The 15622-nt window shown below is 69.5% G+C and carries 14 protein-coding genes and 1 other RNA gene; 8 read left to right on the top strand and 7 right to left on the bottom strand.

Features of this window, described 5'->3' with window-relative positions:
* Positions 1–188: 188 nt before the first annotated feature.
* Together prfB and AOK23_RS29035 are read left to right on the top strand one after the other, a co-directional pair.
* Entirely contained in the window at positions 189–1295 is a 1107-nt protein-coding gene (gene prfB, locus AOK23_RS29040; protein ID WP_055715571.1) for a peptide chain release factor 2, read from the top strand.
* Positions 1296–1627: 332 nt separating this feature from the next.
* The gene (locus AOK23_RS29035) at positions 1628–2536 is read left to right on the top strand and encodes a hypothetical protein (RefSeq protein WP_055715570.1); all 909 of its coding nucleotides are present in this window, start codon (positions 1628–1630) and stop codon (positions 2534–2536) included.
* 128 nt (positions 2537–2664) lie between these two features.
* Here AOK23_RS29035 and AOK23_RS29030 read toward each other — a convergent pair whose 3' ends face one another.
* Positions 2665–2859, bottom strand: a complete 195-nt coding sequence (locus tag AOK23_RS29030) for a hypothetical protein (protein ID WP_055518486.1) — start codon at positions 2857–2859, stop codon at positions 2665–2667.
* Positions 2860–3122: 263 nt separating this feature from the next.
* On the opposite strand from AOK23_RS29030, the gene ftsE reads away from it, so the two are divergent.
* The 6 genes from ftsE (at position 3123) to ssrA (ending at position 7974) form a co-directional block, all read left to right on the top strand.
* Positions 3123–3812 carry a cell division ATP-binding protein FtsE gene (gene ftsE / locus AOK23_RS29025; RefSeq protein ID WP_009320785.1) on the top strand — a complete coding sequence of 230 codons (690 nt, stop codon included), beginning with the start codon at positions 3123–3125 and terminating at the stop codon, positions 3810–3812.
* Positions 3813–3855: 43 nt separating this feature from the next.
* Entirely contained in the window at positions 3856–4767 is a 912-nt protein-coding gene (gene ftsX / locus AOK23_RS29020; protein ID WP_055715569.1) for a permease-like cell division protein FtsX, read from the top strand.
* Between the two features lie 147 nt (positions 4768–4914).
* A complete protein-coding gene (locus AOK23_RS29015) occupies positions 4915–5538 on the top strand; it encodes a hypothetical protein (protein WP_055715568.1) in 624 nt (207 codons plus the stop codon).
* A 116-nt stretch (positions 5539–5654) separates the two neighbouring features.
* Entirely contained in the window at positions 5655–6848 is a 1194-nt protein-coding gene (locus AOK23_RS29010) for a S41 family peptidase (protein ID WP_055715567.1), read from the top strand.
* A gap of 58 nt (positions 6849–6906) precedes the next feature.
* The gene (smpB, locus tag AOK23_RS29005; RefSeq protein WP_055540000.1) at positions 6907–7446 is read left to right on the top strand and encodes an SsrA-binding protein SmpB; all 540 of its coding nucleotides are present in this window, start codon (positions 6907–6909) and stop codon (positions 7444–7446) included.
* A 125-nt stretch (positions 7447–7571) separates the two neighbouring features.
* Positions 7572–7974, top strand: a transfer-messenger RNA (tmRNA) gene (gene ssrA, locus AOK23_RS44105).
* Positions 7975–8075: 101 nt separating this feature from the next.
* On the opposite strand, the gene AOK23_RS29000 is transcribed toward ssrA, so the two are convergent.
* The 6 genes from AOK23_RS29000 to AOK23_RS28975 form a co-directional block, all read right to left on the bottom strand.
* The gene (locus AOK23_RS29000) at positions 8076–9089 is read right to left on the bottom strand and encodes a LacI family DNA-binding transcriptional regulator (protein ID WP_055715572.1); all 1014 of its coding nucleotides are present in this window, start codon (positions 9087–9089) and stop codon (positions 8076–8078) included.
* Complete coding sequence (yicI, locus tag AOK23_RS28995; protein WP_055715566.1) at positions 9086–11365, bottom strand: alpha-xylosidase; 2280 nt, start codon at positions 11363–11365, stop codon at positions 9086–9088. The genes AOK23_RS29000 and yicI overlap by 4 nt, the downstream gene beginning before the upstream one ends.
* A 26-nt stretch (positions 11366–11391) precedes the next feature.
* A complete protein-coding gene (locus AOK23_RS28990; RefSeq protein ID WP_055715565.1) occupies positions 11392–12216 on the bottom strand; it encodes a carbohydrate ABC transporter permease in 825 nt (274 codons plus the stop codon).
* On the bottom strand, positions 12213–13121 hold the full coding sequence (locus AOK23_RS28985) for a carbohydrate ABC transporter permease (RefSeq protein WP_055715564.1): 909 nt from the start codon (positions 13119–13121) through the stop codon (positions 12213–12215). Before AOK23_RS28985 ends, AOK23_RS28990 begins: the two co-directional genes overlap by 4 nt.
* Entirely contained in the window at positions 13118–14494 is a 1377-nt protein-coding gene (locus tag AOK23_RS28980; protein WP_079049765.1) for an extracellular solute-binding protein, read from the bottom strand. Before AOK23_RS28980 ends, AOK23_RS28985 begins: the two co-directional genes overlap by 4 nt.
* 113 nt (positions 14495–14607) lie before the next feature.
* Positions 14608–15622, bottom strand: a 1015-nt coding sequence (locus tag AOK23_RS28975; RefSeq protein ID WP_055715562.1) for an MFS transporter, incomplete at its 5' end; no start/stop codon positions are given.

Below are 15622 nucleotides of genomic sequence, written 5' to 3'. Positions count from 1 at the left end.
CTCATGGCTCGGGGGTGCGTGTGGTGTGGCGAGTGCGGGTGCGTTGTGGTTTCTCGCGCAGTTGCCCGCGCCCCTGAAGGGGCCTGCGGCCCTCCAACCACCGAGCCCTCACCCCCCGCACCCCCGAGCCATGAGGCGCTCGCGGGCACCCGGGAGGGATACGTTGCCGTAGCCGTTACGCTGGGGGCGTGGCAGTCGTCGATGTATCCGAAGAGCTGAAGTCCCTCTCGTCGACCATGGAGTCGATCGAGGCCGTTTTGGACCTCGACAAGCTGAGGGCAGAGATCGCCGTGCTCGAGGAGCAGGCGGCCGCGCCGTCCCTGTGGGACAACCCGGACGAGGCGCAGAAGATCACCAGCAAGCTGAGCCACCTCCAGGCCGAGGTCAGGAAGGCGGAGGCGCTCCGTGGTCGTATCGACGACCTCGGTGTCCTCTTCGAGATGGCCGAGGAGGAGGACGACCCGGACACCCGCGCCGAGGCCGAGGCGGAGCTCGCCTCCGTGAAGAAGGCCCTCGACGAGATGGAGGTCCGCACGCTCCTCTCCGGCGAGTACGACTCCCGTGAGGCGCTCGTCAACATCCGCGCCGAGGCCGGCGGCGTCGACGCCGCCGACTTCGCGGAGAAGCTCCAGCGGATGTATCTGCGCTGGGCCGAGCAGCACGGCTACAAGACGGAGATCTACGAGACCTCGTACGCGGAGGAGGCCGGCATCAAGTCCACCACCTTCGCCGTGCAGGTGCCGTACGCGTACGGCACCCTCTCCGTCGAGCAGGGCACGCACCGTCTCGTCCGGATCTCGCCCTACGACAACCAGGGGCGCCGTCAGACGTCCTTCGCCGGTGTCGAGGTGCTCCCTGTCGTCGAGCAGACCGACCACATCGAGATCGACGAGTCCGAGCTGCGGGTCGACGTCTACCGTTCCTCCGGGCCCGGCGGCCAGGGCGTCAACACCACCGACTCCGCGGTGCGCCTCACCCACCTCCCCACCGGCATCGTCGTCTCCTGCCAGAACGAGCGGTCGCAGATCCAGAACAAGGCCACGGCCATGAACGTCCTCCAGGCGAAGCTGCTCGAGCGGCGCCGCCAGGAGGAGCAGGCCAAGATGGACGCGCTCAAGGGCGACGGCGGCAACTCCTGGGGCAACCAGATGCGTTCGTACGTCCTGCACCCGTACCAGATGGTCAAGGACCTGCGGAACAACTTCGAAGTCGGCAACCCCGAGGCCGTGTTCAACGGCGAGATCGACGGCTTCCTCGAGGCCGGAATTCGCTGGCGCAAGCAGCAGGAGAAGTAAGGGACGCGATCGCGCCCCAACCTCCGGACAATTTCAGCGCTTTGTCGATAAGGCAACTGCCGTCCACGCGATGGCAGTTGCCTTGTCTGTAGGGGGATGTCTGGGTTTTACGTCACACTCACACGACGTTACCGCGGTCAAACCCGATCAACAGGACATCGCGTACGCAACGACCTTGACGTTGCTTCGAAAACTGGGAAGGCTGGCGCGTGGCATGCGCATTACTGGGACGCATGTGAACCGGGGGGATCGCTAGCTACCGACTGCCCCCCGCTGATCGCGGCCCCGGGCGCTGCTCCATTTACTGATGAGCTACTGGGGGTAGCAGCCATATGACGAAGAAGACGCGGATCCGCGTGGCGCGAATAGCCGCGGGTGCCGTGATCGCCGCCGGCGCGTCGCTGACCGCCGCGGGTGCCGCTTCCGCGCTCGACCTCGGCGTCGGTATCGGCGTCAACACCGGCAACGGCGTCTCCGCCGATGTCGGTGTCTCGGTCGACACCGAGGGTGACACGGACGGCACGTCCATCGGTGCCACGCAGGGCACCACCGGCACCGCCGGTACGACGGGCACCACTGGTACGACCGGTACCACCGGTACCACCGGTACCACGGGTACGACCGGTGACACCGGAACGACCGGTACCACGGGCACGACGGGTGACACGGGCACCACTGGTACCACCGGTACCACGGGCACGACCGGTACCACCGGCACCACGGGCACGACCGGTACCACCGGTACCACCGGTACCACCGGCACCACCGGCACCACGGGCACGACCGGCACGACCGGCACCACCGGTACGACCGGCACCGACGGTGGCAACGGCAACTCCGGCGGTAACGGCAACTCGGGTGGTAACGGCAACTCGGGTGGTAACGGCAACTCGGGTGGTAACGGCAACTCGGGTGGTAACGGCAACTCCGGTGGCAACAGCTCCACCGGTGGTGACTCCACCTCGGGTGGCGGTTCCTCCACCACCGGCGGCGGTGACGCCACCTCCGGCGGTACCGAGCCCGACGGCGGCAACGACGAGGTCGTCCAGGAAGAGGGCTCCTCGCAGCTGACCGACACCGGTTCCGAGACCGAGGCGCAGGGCTCCGGGAGCGGTGAGCTCGCCGAGACGGGTGCCGCCGAGACCACGTTCCTGCTGGTCGGCGCCGCCACGATGATCGTCGGCGGTATCGGCTTCCGGCTGCTGCCGCGCCTGATGGGCGGTCGCGGCGCCGCTGCCTGATCCCTCACGGTCACGCACGGCACCACTCACGTTCGAAGGCCCGGGGCGGCAAGCCCCGGGCCTTCGTCGTGTCCGGTCGCGCCGGCGGGGCGTACCCGCCGGTCACTCATGCGTCCGCTGTCGTCGCCCTATGCCGTCGTCTGGTGAGCGAGCAGCGCCAGAGCCGTTATCAGGATCGCCAGGAGAGCGATCAGGGTCATCGGGCTCAGGCCCGCGAACGGATTCTCCTGCTGGAGTCGCTCGCGACTGGCCCGGCACACATGGCAGCGGCCCTCGGCGACGGGCGACGCGCAGTTCGCGCACACCAACCGGTCGTACGTCATGCGCCTCGCCCTCCTTGCAATGGCCTCACACACACCTCAACGCTTCGCGGAACCGGTGCGTTCCGCTGATTCGCCGGTCCCCTCCTCCTCCACTGTGCCAGGTTCCTCCGGTGCGTGCGCGGGCGCCCGGAAAAGGGGCGGGTGCCGTTCGTCGCACGGCGCCGGGATCGCCGAGGTCACTCGCGCAGTTCCCCGCGCCCCTCACGAGGACGGGTAGCGGTACAGTCTCGACCATCCATTCCCCGACGGCCTGTGGTGCATCCGTGATCCGATTCGACAACGTGTCCAAGGTCTACCCGAAGCAGACCCGCCCCGCCCTCAGGGATGTGTCCCTGGAGGTCGAGAAGGGCGAGTTCGTGTTCCTCGTGGGGTCCTCCGGCTCCGGAAAGTCCACCTTCCTGCGGCTGATCCTCCGGGAGGAGCGGTGCAGCCAGGGCCAGGTGCATGTGCTGGGCAAGGATCTCGCGCGCCTGTCCAACTGGAAGGTGCCGCAGATGCGCCGCCAGCTGGGGACGGTGTTCCAGGACTTCCGGCTGCTGCCGAACAAGACGGTCGGCGAGAACGTCGCCTTCGCGCAGGAGGTCATCGGGAAGTCGCGCGGCGAGATCCGCAAGTCCGTGCCGCAGGTGCTGGAGCTGGTCGGCCTCGGCGGCAAGGAGGAGCGGATGCCGGGCGAGCTGTCCGGTGGTGAGCAGCAGCGCGTCGCCATCGCGCGGGCCTTCGTGAACCGGCCCAAGCTGCTGATCGCCGACGAGCCCACGGGTAACCTCGACCCGCAGACCTCCGTCGGCATCATGAAGCTGCTCGACCGGATCAACCGGACGGGGACGACCGTGGTCATGGCCACCCACGACCAGAACATCGTGGACCAGATGCGCAAGCGCGTCATCGAGCTGGAGAAGGGTCGTCTCGTCCGCGACCAGGCGCGCGGCGTCTACGGCTACCAGCACTGACCACTGCTCGACGACCGTCCACGGAAAGGCTTGACCAGACGCCATGCGCGCGCAGTTCGTCCTGTCGGAGATCGGTGTGGGTCTCCGCCGCAATCTCACGATGACTTTCGCGGTCGTCATCTCGGTGGCCCTCTCCCTCGCCCTGTTCGGCGGCTCCCTGCTGATGCGGGACCAGGTCAGCTCGATGAAGGGCTACTGGTACGACAAGGTCCAGGTGTCGATCTTCCTGTGCAACAAGGCGGACGCGGAGGCGGACGCCAACTGCTCCAAGGGTGCCGTCACCTCGGAGCAGAAGCAGCAGATCAAGAGCGACCTGGGCAAGCTCGACATCGTCGAGCAGGTCTACTACGAGTCGGCGGACCAGGCCTACAAGCACTACAAGGAGCAGTTCAAGGACTCCCCGCTGGCCGCGTCGCTCACCCCGGACCAGATGCAGGAGTCGTACCGGATCAAGCTGAAGGACCCGGAGAAGTACAAGGTGATCGACACCGCGTTCTCCGGGCGGGCCGGTGTCCAGTCGGTCGAGGACCAGCGGGACGTGCTGGAGAACCTGTTCAACCTGCTCGGCGGCATGAACGTCGCCGCGCTCGGTGTGATGGGTCTGATGCTGGTCGTGGCGCTGCTGCTGATCGTCAACACGGTGCGTGTCTCCGCGTTCAGCCGTCGGCGGGAGATCGGCATCATGCGGCTCGTGGGCGCGTCCGGCTTCTACATCCAGGCGCCGTTCATCATGGAGGCCGCGATCGCGGGCCTGATCGGCGCGGGCTTCGCCGGGACGTTGATCGTCGGCGGCAAGTACTTCCTGGTCGACCAGTGGCTCGCGGAGAAGATCCCGCTGGTCAACTTCATCGGCTGGGACGTCGTGCTGACCAAGCTGCCGCTGGTCCTGGCGATCGGACTGCTCATGCCGGCCATGGCCGCGTTCGTTGCGTTGCGGAAGTACCTCCGGGTCTGACGCTCGTTGCACGATCATGACGATCTAGGCACACGATCGCGATTACCTGCGCGAATCTTGATCGTTAAGCTCGTTCCGACCGATCGCGCTTCCGGTGGACCTCCGGTTCCCGGAAGCAATGACAGTGAACGAGGGGAACGAGCGATCATGCACGCACTCAACGGGGGCGCAGGCAAGCGGACGGCCGGTACGGCGGTGACGGCCGCCATCGGGGCGGCCCTGCTGCTGCCCGCCGTACCCGCCTCGGCCGCGCCGGCCACGCCGGTCGCCGGTGTCGGGAACGCGGTGGCCGTCCAGGCGGCCCAGGCGCCCACGGCTCCGGCCGTCGCCGCGAAGGGCGGCGAGTACAAGTACCACTACACGTACCGGGTCATCCGCAAGACGACGCCCGCCGAGGTGTCGTTCAAGAAGATGAACAAGATCATGAACGGTGTGTTCCCGATCAAGGGCATGCCGAAGACGGTCAAGAAGAATCAGAAGATCTGTCTGAAGATGGTCAAGGACTGCAACCCGGTGCGCGTCACCGCGGTCGGCAAGACCTACTTCACCCTCAAGTCCCTCCCCGGGCACCTGGAGGGGGCCGGCAAGATCATCACCTTCAAGCTGGTGAAGAAGAACGGCTACCTCGTCCTCGACGTGTCGGCCCACGGCCCCAAGGCCGTCTGGCAGAAGCACCCCATCACCGACAAGTCCAACCGGCTCTTCGCCAGGGGCATGTGGGGCGCGTACGCGGTGAACCTGGCCAAGGCCGCCGAGTACAACCTGGTGTGATCGGGCGGGAAGAAGTGTGCCGCACGTCACGGCATATCTGATGGTGTGACGCACGCCAATGGGGCCGTACCGGCAAGGGCCGGTACGGCCCCTTTCGTTGTCCTAGACTCGCCGACATGTCAGGCCGCGACCTGTTCTCCCAGCCCCGCCGCATCCGCCGCGGGGCGGCCCTGACATTGGTCTTCGCGAGTGTGCTCGCCACCGGCGCCGCGACCGGCTCCTTCGGCGACCCGTACCGCAAGGACGCCGCCGCCGGCGCACCCCGCTCCGCCCCGGCCGCCCGGCAGCAGGACGTCGCCGAGGCCGCCGCCGAGGCCATGGCCGAGGGCACCTCCCCCGTGGAGGCCGCCGAGCGGGCCGTCAGCCGCAGCGGCGACCGCTGGGGCGCGGTCTACTCCGAGGGCGAGTACGAGGAGTTCCAGGAGGCCCTCGACGGCGAGTACACCGGCGTCGGGCTGTGGGCGCGGCTGGAGCGCGACGGCCGGGTCGAGATCACTCGCGTCCAGGACGGCTCGCCCGCCGCCGGCGCCGGGATCCGCGCCGGGGACCGGCTCGTCAGCGTCGACGGCGAGAAGGTCGACGGCCGCCCCGTCACGGACGTCGTCTCCTTACTGCGCGGCGACGCGATCGACGGGGAGGAGGACACCGCCGAGGACGCCGCCGCCGGTACGAAGGTGTCGCTGGGCCTGCAGCGCGGCCCCCGGACCTGGCAGGAGACCCTGCGCAGGGCCCGTCTGTCCACCGAGGACGTCACCGTCAGCAGCGTCGCCGACGGGATCACCGTGATCAAGGTCGACGCCTTCACCAAGGGCTCGGGAGACATGGTGCGCGCGGCCGTCGAGCAGGCCGCCGACGCGACCGGGTTCGTGCTCGACCTCCGCGGCAACTCCGGCGGCCTGGTCGCCGAGGCCGTCACCGCCTCCTCCGCCTTCCTCGACGGCGGCCTCGTCGCCACCTACGACGTCAACGGCGAACAGCGCGCCCTGCACGCGGACGCCGGCGGCGACAGCACCAGACCGCTGGTCGCGCTGGTCGACGGCGGCACGATGAGCGCGGCCGAACTGCTCACCGGAGCGCTCCAGGACCGCGGCCGCGCGGTGGTCGTGGGCTCCCGCACCTTCGGCAAGGGCTCCGTGCAGATGCCGAGCCGCCTCCCCGACGGGTCCGTCGCCGAGCTGACCGTCGGCCACTACCGCACCCCCTCGGGCCGCGGTGTCGACGGCCGGGGCATCACCCCCGACCTGGACGCCGCCGACGACGCCCTCCAGCGGGCCGAGACGGTGCTGAGCGGGCTCGGCGAGTACGAGTAATCGGCTTTCCCCGGGACCCCCGCGTAGTGCGAAAATGGACGGCACTATGAGCAAGGGAATGTACGTACCCAAGGAGTCGCAGCCCAAGCAGGGCGGGGCGGCCGCCAAGGCGAGGGACGGCGAGAAGGGCGGCAAGCGCAAGATCGTCGCCCAGAACAAGAAGGCCCGCCACGACTACGCGATCATCGACACCTACGAGGCCGGGCTCGTCCTGACCGGCACCGAGGTCAAGTCGCTGCGTGAGGGCCGGACCTCGCTGACCGACGGCTTCGTCCAGATCGACCGGGGAGAGGCGTGGCTGCACAACGCGCACATCCCGGAGTACCACCAGGGCAGCTGGACCAACCACTCCGCGCGCCGCAAGCGCAAGCTGCTGCTGCACCGCGAGGAGATCGACAAGCTGGAGTCCAAGGCGCAGGAGACGGGTCACACGATCGTGCCGCTCTCCCTGTACTTCAAGGACGGCCGTGCCAAGGCGGAGATCGCGCTCGCCCGAGGCAAGAAGGAGTACGACAAGCGGCAGACCCTGCGGGAGAAGCAGGACCGGCGGGAGTCGGACCGCGCCATCGCCGCGGCGAAGCGCAAGCAGCGCGCGTAGCCGGGGTGACGCGCGCGTGATCGCCGGGAATACGGTGGCATGCGCTCGCGTTGGTCACGTACGATGGCATCCGCACCTCACAGCGGGTGCGAGCGCCCTCCTCGGAGGGGTTGAAAACACAACATGGGGATGATCGGTTTCGACAGCGGATGTCGAAGCAGGGGAAGCGTGTCGAGGAAGCGGCCATGATCTCGTAAACCACAGGCCGAAAAAAATAATCGCCACTGTTAAGAGCGATTCTCCCGAGCAGCGCTTCGCTCTCGCCGCCTGATCTCAGGTAGCGAGACCGAGCCTCTCATTTAAAGGGAGTGTCAGCCCGGGGCTGTTCCCGACCCGGATCCTGGCATCAGCTAGGGGACTAAACCTTGATCCCGGTCACGGGGTGAAGAGGGAAATCAAACAGTGACTGAGCCCGTCGGCGACTTGTTCGCGTGATCGCCGGGGCTGAGAAACTCATAGCGAACTGCACACGGAGAAGCCCTGGTTCCGCACCGTTGGACGCGGGTTCGATTCCCGCCATCTCCACAATTCCCATGTGACGCATGAACAGTGGGGCCCGGTGGTCGACCAGACCACCGGGCCCCGCTGCGTTGTGCGCCTCCCGAGCCGTCGGCTCCCGGCCCGCGCCCTCAGCCCGCCGGCCGGCGGGCCGTGCTCGCCCGTGGGGTCAGGTGGGCGGGGAGCAGGGTGGCCTCGGGGACGGGGGCGCCGTCGAGTTTCTTCATCAGCAGGGCGACGGCCTGTTCGCCCAGCTCGGTCGACGGGATGGCGACCGACGTGAGGGGGACACGCAGGGATGTGGCCAGGTCCTCGGGGCACAGGGCCGTGATCGAGAGGTCGGCCGGGATACGGAGACCGAGGTGCTCGAAGGCGTCCAGCAGGGGGTCCAGGACGGCCTCGTTGTGGACCACCACGCCGGTGAGGGCGGGGTGTTCGCGCAGCAGCCGCTCGGCCACCTCGCGGGCCGCCGCGGGCGTGGCCTCGCACGGGTGGACCGTGGACGTCATGCCGTGGCGGGTGGCGGCGGCGGTGAAGCCCTGGAGGACCCGCTGCGCGAACGACGTCTGACGGACGTACACCTCGGGCGGTGAGCCGATCAGGCCCACGACCCGATGGCCCAGGCCGGCCAGATGGTCCACGCACAACTCGCCCGCCGCCCGGAAGTCCAGATCGATGCAGGTCAGTCCGTCCGACGAGGCGGGGAAGCCGATCAGCACGGAAGGGCGGTCCAGGGTGCGGAGCAACGGCAGCCGGGGGTCGTGGAGTTGGACGTCCATCACGATCAGCGCGTCGACGAGGGCCGTGTCCGCGACCCGGCGCAGCCCCTCCTCGCCCTCCTCCTGGGTCACCAGGAGCACATCGTGGTCGTGCGCGCGGGCCGACGTCACCACCGACACCGCGAAGCCCATCACCACCGGCACATGGATCCCGGCCCGCAACGGCACCACCATCGCCAGCACGTTCGACTTGCTGCTGGCCAGGGCACGGGCACCCGCGTGCGGGCGGTAGCCCAGCTCGCGGATGGACGCCTCCACCCGTGCCCTGGTCTCCGCGGAGATCGGGCGCTTCCCGCTCAGCGCGTACGACACGGTGCTGGGGGAGACCCCCGCGTGCCGGGCCACATCCGTGATCTTCACCGTCACCGCGATCCCCCGCCTTCCGGGCACGGCTCCAGGTCCATCGTCAGGAAGCCCGTGCCTGACTCCGCCCGGACCTCCCGCCCGTCCGCCCACAGGCCCCACGGGGCCCTCGGGTCGCCGCAGGACGCCCGCAGGACGTTCCCCTCCCGTACGACGGTGAACGTCACGTCGCCCACCGGGACGGTCACCTGGGCGCCGTGGGCGAGGCCGTACGCGCGCAGGGTCACGCCGTCGGCGTGGTCGTAGTCCGGGCGGTCCGTCACCGCGCCCACCGGGATCACCGCGCCCGGGCGCACCAGCAGCGGCAGGCTCAGGAAGTCGTGCCGTTCGCGGACCCAGCGGGGGCCGGTGACCGTTCCGCCGGTGAGGTAGTGGGTCCAGGCGCCCTCGGGGACGTAGTACGCGACGTCGCCCTCGTCGCTGAAGACGGGCGCCACGAGGAGGGCGGGGCCGAGCATGTACTGGCGCTCCAGGTGGGCGCAGCCGGGGTCGTCGGGGAACTCCAGGACCATCGCGCGCATCATCGGCACGCCCTCGTCGTGGGCGGTGCGCGCGGCCTCGTACAGGTAGGGCATCAGGCCGAGCTTGAGGTGGGTGAACGTCCGCAGGACGTCCACCGATTCGTCGTCGAAGAGCCAGGGGACCCGGTACGACGACGAACCGTGCAGCCTGCTGTTGGAGGACAGCAGCCCGAAGGCGATCCACCGTTTGAACAGCGCGGGCGTCGGGGTGCCCTCGAAGCCGCCGATGTCATGGCTCCAGTACCCGAAGCCCGACAGGCCCAGCGACAGACCGCCCCGCAGCGACTCGGCCATCGCCTCGTACGTCGACTCGCAGTCGCCGCCCCAGTGGACGGGGAAGCGCTGGCTGCCGGTGGTCGCGGAGCGGGCGAAGAGGACCGCGTCGCCCTCGCCGCGGTGCTTGCGCAGGACGTCGAAGACGGTGCGGTTGTAGAGGTAGGTGTAGTAGTTGTGCATCCGCTCGGGGTCGGTGCCGTCGGACCAGGTCACGTCGAGCGGGACCCGCTCGCCGAAGTCGGTCTTGAAGCAGTCGACGCCCTGGGCGAGCAGCGCCTCCAGTTTCGAGGCGTACCACTGGCGGGCGGCCGGGCTGGTGAAGTCGACGAGGGCCATGCCGGGCTGCCACAGGTCCCACTGCCAGACGCCGCCGTCGGGTCTGCGGAGCAGATGGCCGAGCGCCCTGCCCTCGGCGAACAGCGGTGAGCGCTGGGCGATGTACGGGTTGATCCAGACGGAGATCCGCAGGCCCCGGCGTTTGAGGCGGGCCAGCATGCCCTCCGGGTCGGGGAAGACCCGCGGGTCCCAGGCGAAGTCGCACCACTGGAACTCGCGCATCCAGAAGCAGTCGAAGTGGAACACGGACAGCGGCAGCCGGCGCTCCCGCATGCCCTCGATGAAGGAGGTCACCGTCTCCTCGTCGTAGGAGGTGGTGAAGGAGGTCGACAGCCACAGGCCGAAGGACCAGGCGGGCGGCAGGGCCGGGCGGCCGGTGAGGGCCGTGTACTTGCGGAGGATCTCCTTCGGGGTGGGGCCGTAGATGACGTAGTACGTCAGCCGCTGGGTCTCCGCGCTGAACTGGACCCTCGACACCACCTCGGAGGCCACCTCGAAGGACACCTTGCCGGGGTGGTCGACGAAGACGCCGTAGCCCGCGTCCGTCAGGTAGAACGGCACGTTCTTGTAGGCCTGTTCGGTGGCCGTGCCGCCGTCCGCGTTCCAGATGTCGACGACCTGGCCGTTCTTCACGAGCGGGCCGAAGCGTTCGCCGAGGCCGTAGACGGAGGTGCCGACGCCGAGGTTCAGCTGCTCGCGCAGATGGTGGGCGCCGGACCCGTCCCGCATGATGCCCATGGACTTGGGGCCGCTGGTGGTGAGAGTGCGGCCGTGGGCGAGGAAGTCGACGTGCCAGGGGCCGGTGCGGGCCACACGCACGGACAGGGCGCCGGCGGTGAGGGTGGCGTGCTCGTCGTCGTACGCGGTGTGCGGGGTGAACTCCTCGGTGGTGAGCTCGAACTCGGGGCCGCGGGGCTGCTCGCCCTCGAAGTGGGTGAGGGTGACGCCGATGACGTCGGGCATCGGGGCGTGGGCGCTGATCGTCACGACCGGTCCCTTCAGCAGGTCGCCGCGGTGGCGGACGGGCCGGGTGGTGGCGTGGATCTCCAGGGCGCCCGCGTCGGTGGCGGTGACGTCGAGGGCCTGGACCGGGTGGGCCGCGGTGAAGCCCTCCCGCAGCAGCCAGTAGCCGTCGGTGAACTTCATGTGGGGGGCTCTCCTTACGTCACGGCCTACTTCACGGCTCCCACGGCGATGCCGCGGGTGAGGGTGCGCTGGAAGACGAGGAAGAAGACGAGCGCGGGCAGGACGCCGAGGAGGGCCGCGGCGTTGGTCATCGTGGCGTCCATCAGACGCTGGCCCTGGAGGACGCCGAGGGCCACCGACACCGTCTGGTTGTCGTTGGAGATCAGCATCACCAGCGGGAGCAGGAACTCGTTCCACGTCCAGATGAAGAAGAAGACGAGCAGCACCCCGAGGGTGGGGCGGCTGACGGGCACGACGATCCGCCAGAGCACCTGCCACGCGTTCGCGCCGTCGATCCGGGCCGCGTCGACGATCTCGCGGGGGAAGCGGCCGAGCACCGCGGCGAGGAGGTACGTCCCGAACGCGGCCTGGAGGACGGTGAAGACGATGATCACGCTGAGGCGGGTGTCGTAGAGGCCGGCCTCCTTGGACAGGTGGTAGACGGGGTAGACGAGTGCCTCCTGCGGCAGGGTGTTCGCGAGCACGAAGAAGGCGAGCACCCAGGCGCGGCCCCGCACCCGGCCGATGCCGATGGCGTACGCGTTGAGGACGGACAGAACGACGGCCAGGACGGCGACCGAGCCGCTGATCAGCACCGAGTTCAGGAGCTTTCGGCTGTAGTCGACCCGCTCCCAGAAGTTTTTCAGGCCGTCCAGGTAGAGGCCCTCGGGGAGGCTGAGGGGCCCGTTCGCGGAGTACTCGGCGGGGGACTTGACCGCGTTCATCGCCACGATCAGGAACGGGACGACCATGAAGAGGGCGGCCAGGCACAGCGCCACCAGCACCGGGTAACGGCGTACGGCCGACCTCATCGGGCGATCCCCTCCTCGCCGTCCTCGGCCCGTGTCTGGAGCTTCAGCCCGATCACCGTCAGGACGAGGATGATCACGGTGAGGACCGTGGAGACGGCGGCGCCGTAGCCGACCTGGGTCTTCTCGAAGAACGTGGTGAAGGAGAAGTACGACGGCACGTCGGTGGCGCCACCGGGACCGCCCTTGGTGAGCACGTACACCGCGCCGAACACCTTCAGCGCGGCGATCGTGCACCACAGCAGCACGACGTGGATCTCGGGCCGGATCTGGGGCAGGGTGATGTGCCGGAAGCGGCGCCACCAGCCGGCGCCGTCCAGCTCGGCGGCCTCGTACAGCTGCGGGTCGACGCGTTGCAGGCCCGCCATGAAGACGACCAGCGGGAAGCCCAGCTGCACCCACACCATCACGGCCATGACGGTGTAGAGGGCGATGTCCGGGTCGCCCAGCCAGTCCCGCTGCCAGCCGCCCAGCCCGACCGCCTGCAGCAGCTCGTTCAGGGAGCCGTTATCCGGGGCGAGGATCCAGCTCCAGACGATGCCGGCCACCGCGATCGGCAGCACCTGGGGGAGGTAGAAGCAGGCCCGCAGGATCGCGGTGATCCGGCCGCCGCCGGGCCGACCGGCGACGTCGAAGAGGGCGGCGGCGAGGACGAGGCCGACGGCCGTCGGTACGGCGGCCATGGCGACCACCATGAACAGGCTGTGCCGGAACGACGCCCAGAAGGCGGCGTCGCCCCACAGCTCGCGGTAGTTGGCGAGCCCCGACCAGGTGGGCGTCCCCACCCCCCGCCAGTCGGTGAAGCTCACCCCGGTGTTCATCAGGAACGGCACGACCACCACGGCGAGGAAGGCGAGGGCGCCGGGGAGGAGGAACAGGGCGTGGGAGTCGCGGGCGCGGCTCCTCATCGCTTCGGGGCGTCCTTCTCGTACGCCTCGCCGATCGCGTCGAGGAACTCGTCCGGTGACGCGTCGCCCGTGATCAGCTTCTGGGTCTCGGAGACCAGGACGTCGTAGAAGCCGGCGACGGGCCAGTCCGGGTAGGAGGCCAGCCCGTCGTCGCGGGCGAGGGCGGTGAAGTCGTCGATGAGGGCCTTGGCGCGCGGGTCGGTGACGGCTGCCGGGTCGGCGGCCACCGGGACGCCGCCCTCGTTGCCGAGGAGGTTCTGGATCTTCTCCGACAGGGTGATGTCGATGAAGTCGTAGGCGAGTTCCTTGTTCTTCGCGCCCTCGGGGACGACCCAGAGGTTGCCGCCGGAGCCGAGGGTCAGCTCGCTGTCCGGCCACAGGAACGTGCCCCAGTCGAAGGACGCCTCCTCGGTGAACCGGCCGTACCACCAGCTCCCCGAGAACAGGATCGGCGCCTTCCCCCGGATGAAGGAGACGCCCGCGTCCTCGGACTTCGTCCCGCTGGACCTCTCGCTGATGTACCCCTTCTCCACCCACTCGGCGAAGGTCTCCGCCCCGTACGTCCAGGCCGCGTCGTGGAAGTCCGGCTCGCCCCGGTACAGCTGGTACGCGTCCACCCAGGCACGGTCCGCCCTGCTCAGCGCCAGCTGGTACAGGTACTGCTGCGCCATGTACTCGGCGCCCGCGTTCGCCAGCGGGGTGATGCCCGCGTCGACGAACTCGTCCATCGCGGCGGTCAGTTCGGCGAGGGTGGTGGGCTCGTCGATGCCGTGCTCGGCGAACAGGTCCTTGTTGTAGAAGACCATCGTGTACTCGGCGTAGTTCGGCACGCCGAACCACTTGCCCGAGCCCATGACGCCGTCCGCGTCGTACCGGCTGACGGTGCGCACGGCCGCGCCGAGCTTCTTGTCCCAGCCGCGCTTCACGACCTCCGGGCCGAGGTCGGTGAGCAGGCCCTGCCGGGAGAGGAGGCCCGCACTCGCGTTGCCCTTGTTGTACTCCATCAGGTCCGGCGCGTCGGAGGAGTTGAGGACCATCGGGGCGGTCTTGCGGATCTGCTCGAAGCCCTTCTCCTCGAACTCCACCCGCACGCCCGGATGGGTCCTCTCGAACTCCTTGATCGCCGCGTTCCAGGCCACGCCCATCGCGCTGTCGGGGCCCTCGTAGTGCCACAGCCGGAGGGTGGCGCCGTCGGCCGCGCCGCCGTCCGAACCGCCGCAGGAGGCGAGCAGCAGCGCGCCGCTCAGGGCGGCCGCCGCCACGGCCGTGCGGCGCCTTCGCGCCGCCGCGGCCGGGGTCGGGGTCGTTCGGGTGCTTTCCTGGTTCGTTCCGCGCTGTTCCGCCGCCGTCGTACGCCGTCGTGCCGTCAACATCCAGTGCCTCCGGGGGAGTCGGATGGTTCTCGGTGCGCTGCGCAGTCGAATCGTTTCGACGAGTTACGTCGAAGCGCTTCGACGGGCGAAGGTAAAGGTGGGGCGTGGACACGTCAATGGGGTGGGCGGAAAACGGCCGGCCGCCGTTTCGACACGGCCAGGGACAGCGCCAGGGCCAGCGTGGCGGCGGCCGCCGGCACGGCGAAGCCGGTGGTGGCCGGGCCCGGGCCGTGGTCCACCATCCAGCCGCCGAGCGCGGAACCGCCCGCGATGCCGCCGAGGAGTCCGGTGACCGCGAGGGTCATGCCCTCGTTCAACTGGCCCTCGGGGGTGCGCTCCTGGATCAGGGACATCGCCGTGACCATGGTGGGCGCGGTGGCCATGCCGGCCACCAGGAGGGCGGGGGCGAGGGGGAGGAGCGAGCCGGTGGACGAGGCGGTGAGCCACGGCAGGGTCATCAGGGCCGCCATGGCGGCCAGGCAGAGCGGGAAGCGGCGGTCGGCGGAACGGGTCACCCGTATCGCGCCGAACGCCAGGCCCGCGGCGCAGGAGCCGGCCGCCTGGAGGCCGAGGATCAGGCCCGCCGCGGAGGCGTCGCCGCGCGCGTCGGCGTGGGCGACCGTGACGACCTCCAGGGAGCCGAAGACGGCGCCCATCGCGAGGAAGACGGCGAGGAGGGAGGGGACGCCGGGGGTGCGGACGGGGGACCTCGCGGCCGTACGGCCGCTCGGCGGTGGCTCGGTGGCGCGCTGGGCGGCGAAGACCAGGACGCCGGTCAGGACGACGAGGCCGCCGAACAGGGTGCCGGCCTCGGGGAACAGGGAGGTGCACAGGAACGCGGCGATGACGGGGCCGACCATGAAGCACAGTTCGTCCGCGGCCTGTTCGAAGGAGTTCGCGGTGTGCAGGGCCGCCGGGTCGTCCTTCAGGAGGTGGGCCCAGCGGGCGCGGGCCATGCCGCCGGTGTTGGGGGCGGTGGCGGTGGCGGCGTAGGAGGCGAAGAGGGTCCAGGTCGGGGCGTTCCAGTGGACGCAGGCGATCAGGGAGAGGCCGCCGAGGAGGGCGAGGGCGGTGGCCGGGACGGCGACGCGGGCCTGGCCGTGGCGGTCGACGAGGCGGGCGGTGAGG

It is taken from the genome of Streptomyces torulosus (genome assembly GCF_001419765.1).
GTDB classification, from domain to species: domain Bacteria; phylum Actinomycetota; class Actinomycetes; order Streptomycetales; family Streptomycetaceae; genus Streptomyces; species Streptomyces torulosus.
This window is presented reverse-complemented; position numbering and strand designations above follow the sequence as displayed.

Coding starts and splice junctions, on each gene's coding strand:
- AOK23_RS29035 (WP_055715570.1), top strand. CDS start 1,628: ATGACGAAGAAGACGCGGATCCGCGTGGCGCGAATAGCCGCGGGTGCC.
- AOK23_RS29030 (WP_055518486.1), bottom strand. CDS start 2,859: ATGACGTACGACCGGTTGGTGTGCGCGAACTGCGCGTCGCCCGTCGCC.
- ftsX (WP_055715569.1), top strand. CDS start 3,856: ATGCGCGCGCAGTTCGTCCTGTCGGAGATCGGTGTGGGTCTCCGCCGC.
- AOK23_RS29015 (WP_055715568.1), top strand. CDS start 4,915: ATGCACGCACTCAACGGGGGCGCAGGCAAGCGGACGGCCGGTACGGCG.
- AOK23_RS29010 (WP_055715567.1), top strand. CDS start 5,655: ATGTCAGGCCGCGACCTGTTCTCCCAGCCCCGCCGCATCCGCCGCGGG.
- smpB (WP_055540000.1), top strand. CDS start 6,907: ATGTACGTACCCAAGGAGTCGCAGCCCAAGCAGGGCGGGGCGGCCGCC.
- yicI (WP_055715566.1), bottom strand. CDS start 11,365: ATGAAGTTCACCGACGGCTACTGGCTGCTGCGGGAGGGCTTCACCGCG.
- AOK23_RS28990 (WP_055715565.1), bottom strand. CDS start 12,216: ATGAGGTCGGCCGTACGCCGTTACCCGGTGCTGGTGGCGCTGTGCCTG.
- AOK23_RS28985 (WP_055715564.1), bottom strand. CDS start 13,121: ATGAGGAGCCGCGCCCGCGACTCCCACGCCCTGTTCCTCCTCCCCGGC.
- AOK23_RS28980 (WP_079049765.1), bottom strand. CDS start 14,494: ATGTTGACGGCACGACGGCGTACGACGGCGGCGGAACAGCGCGGAACG.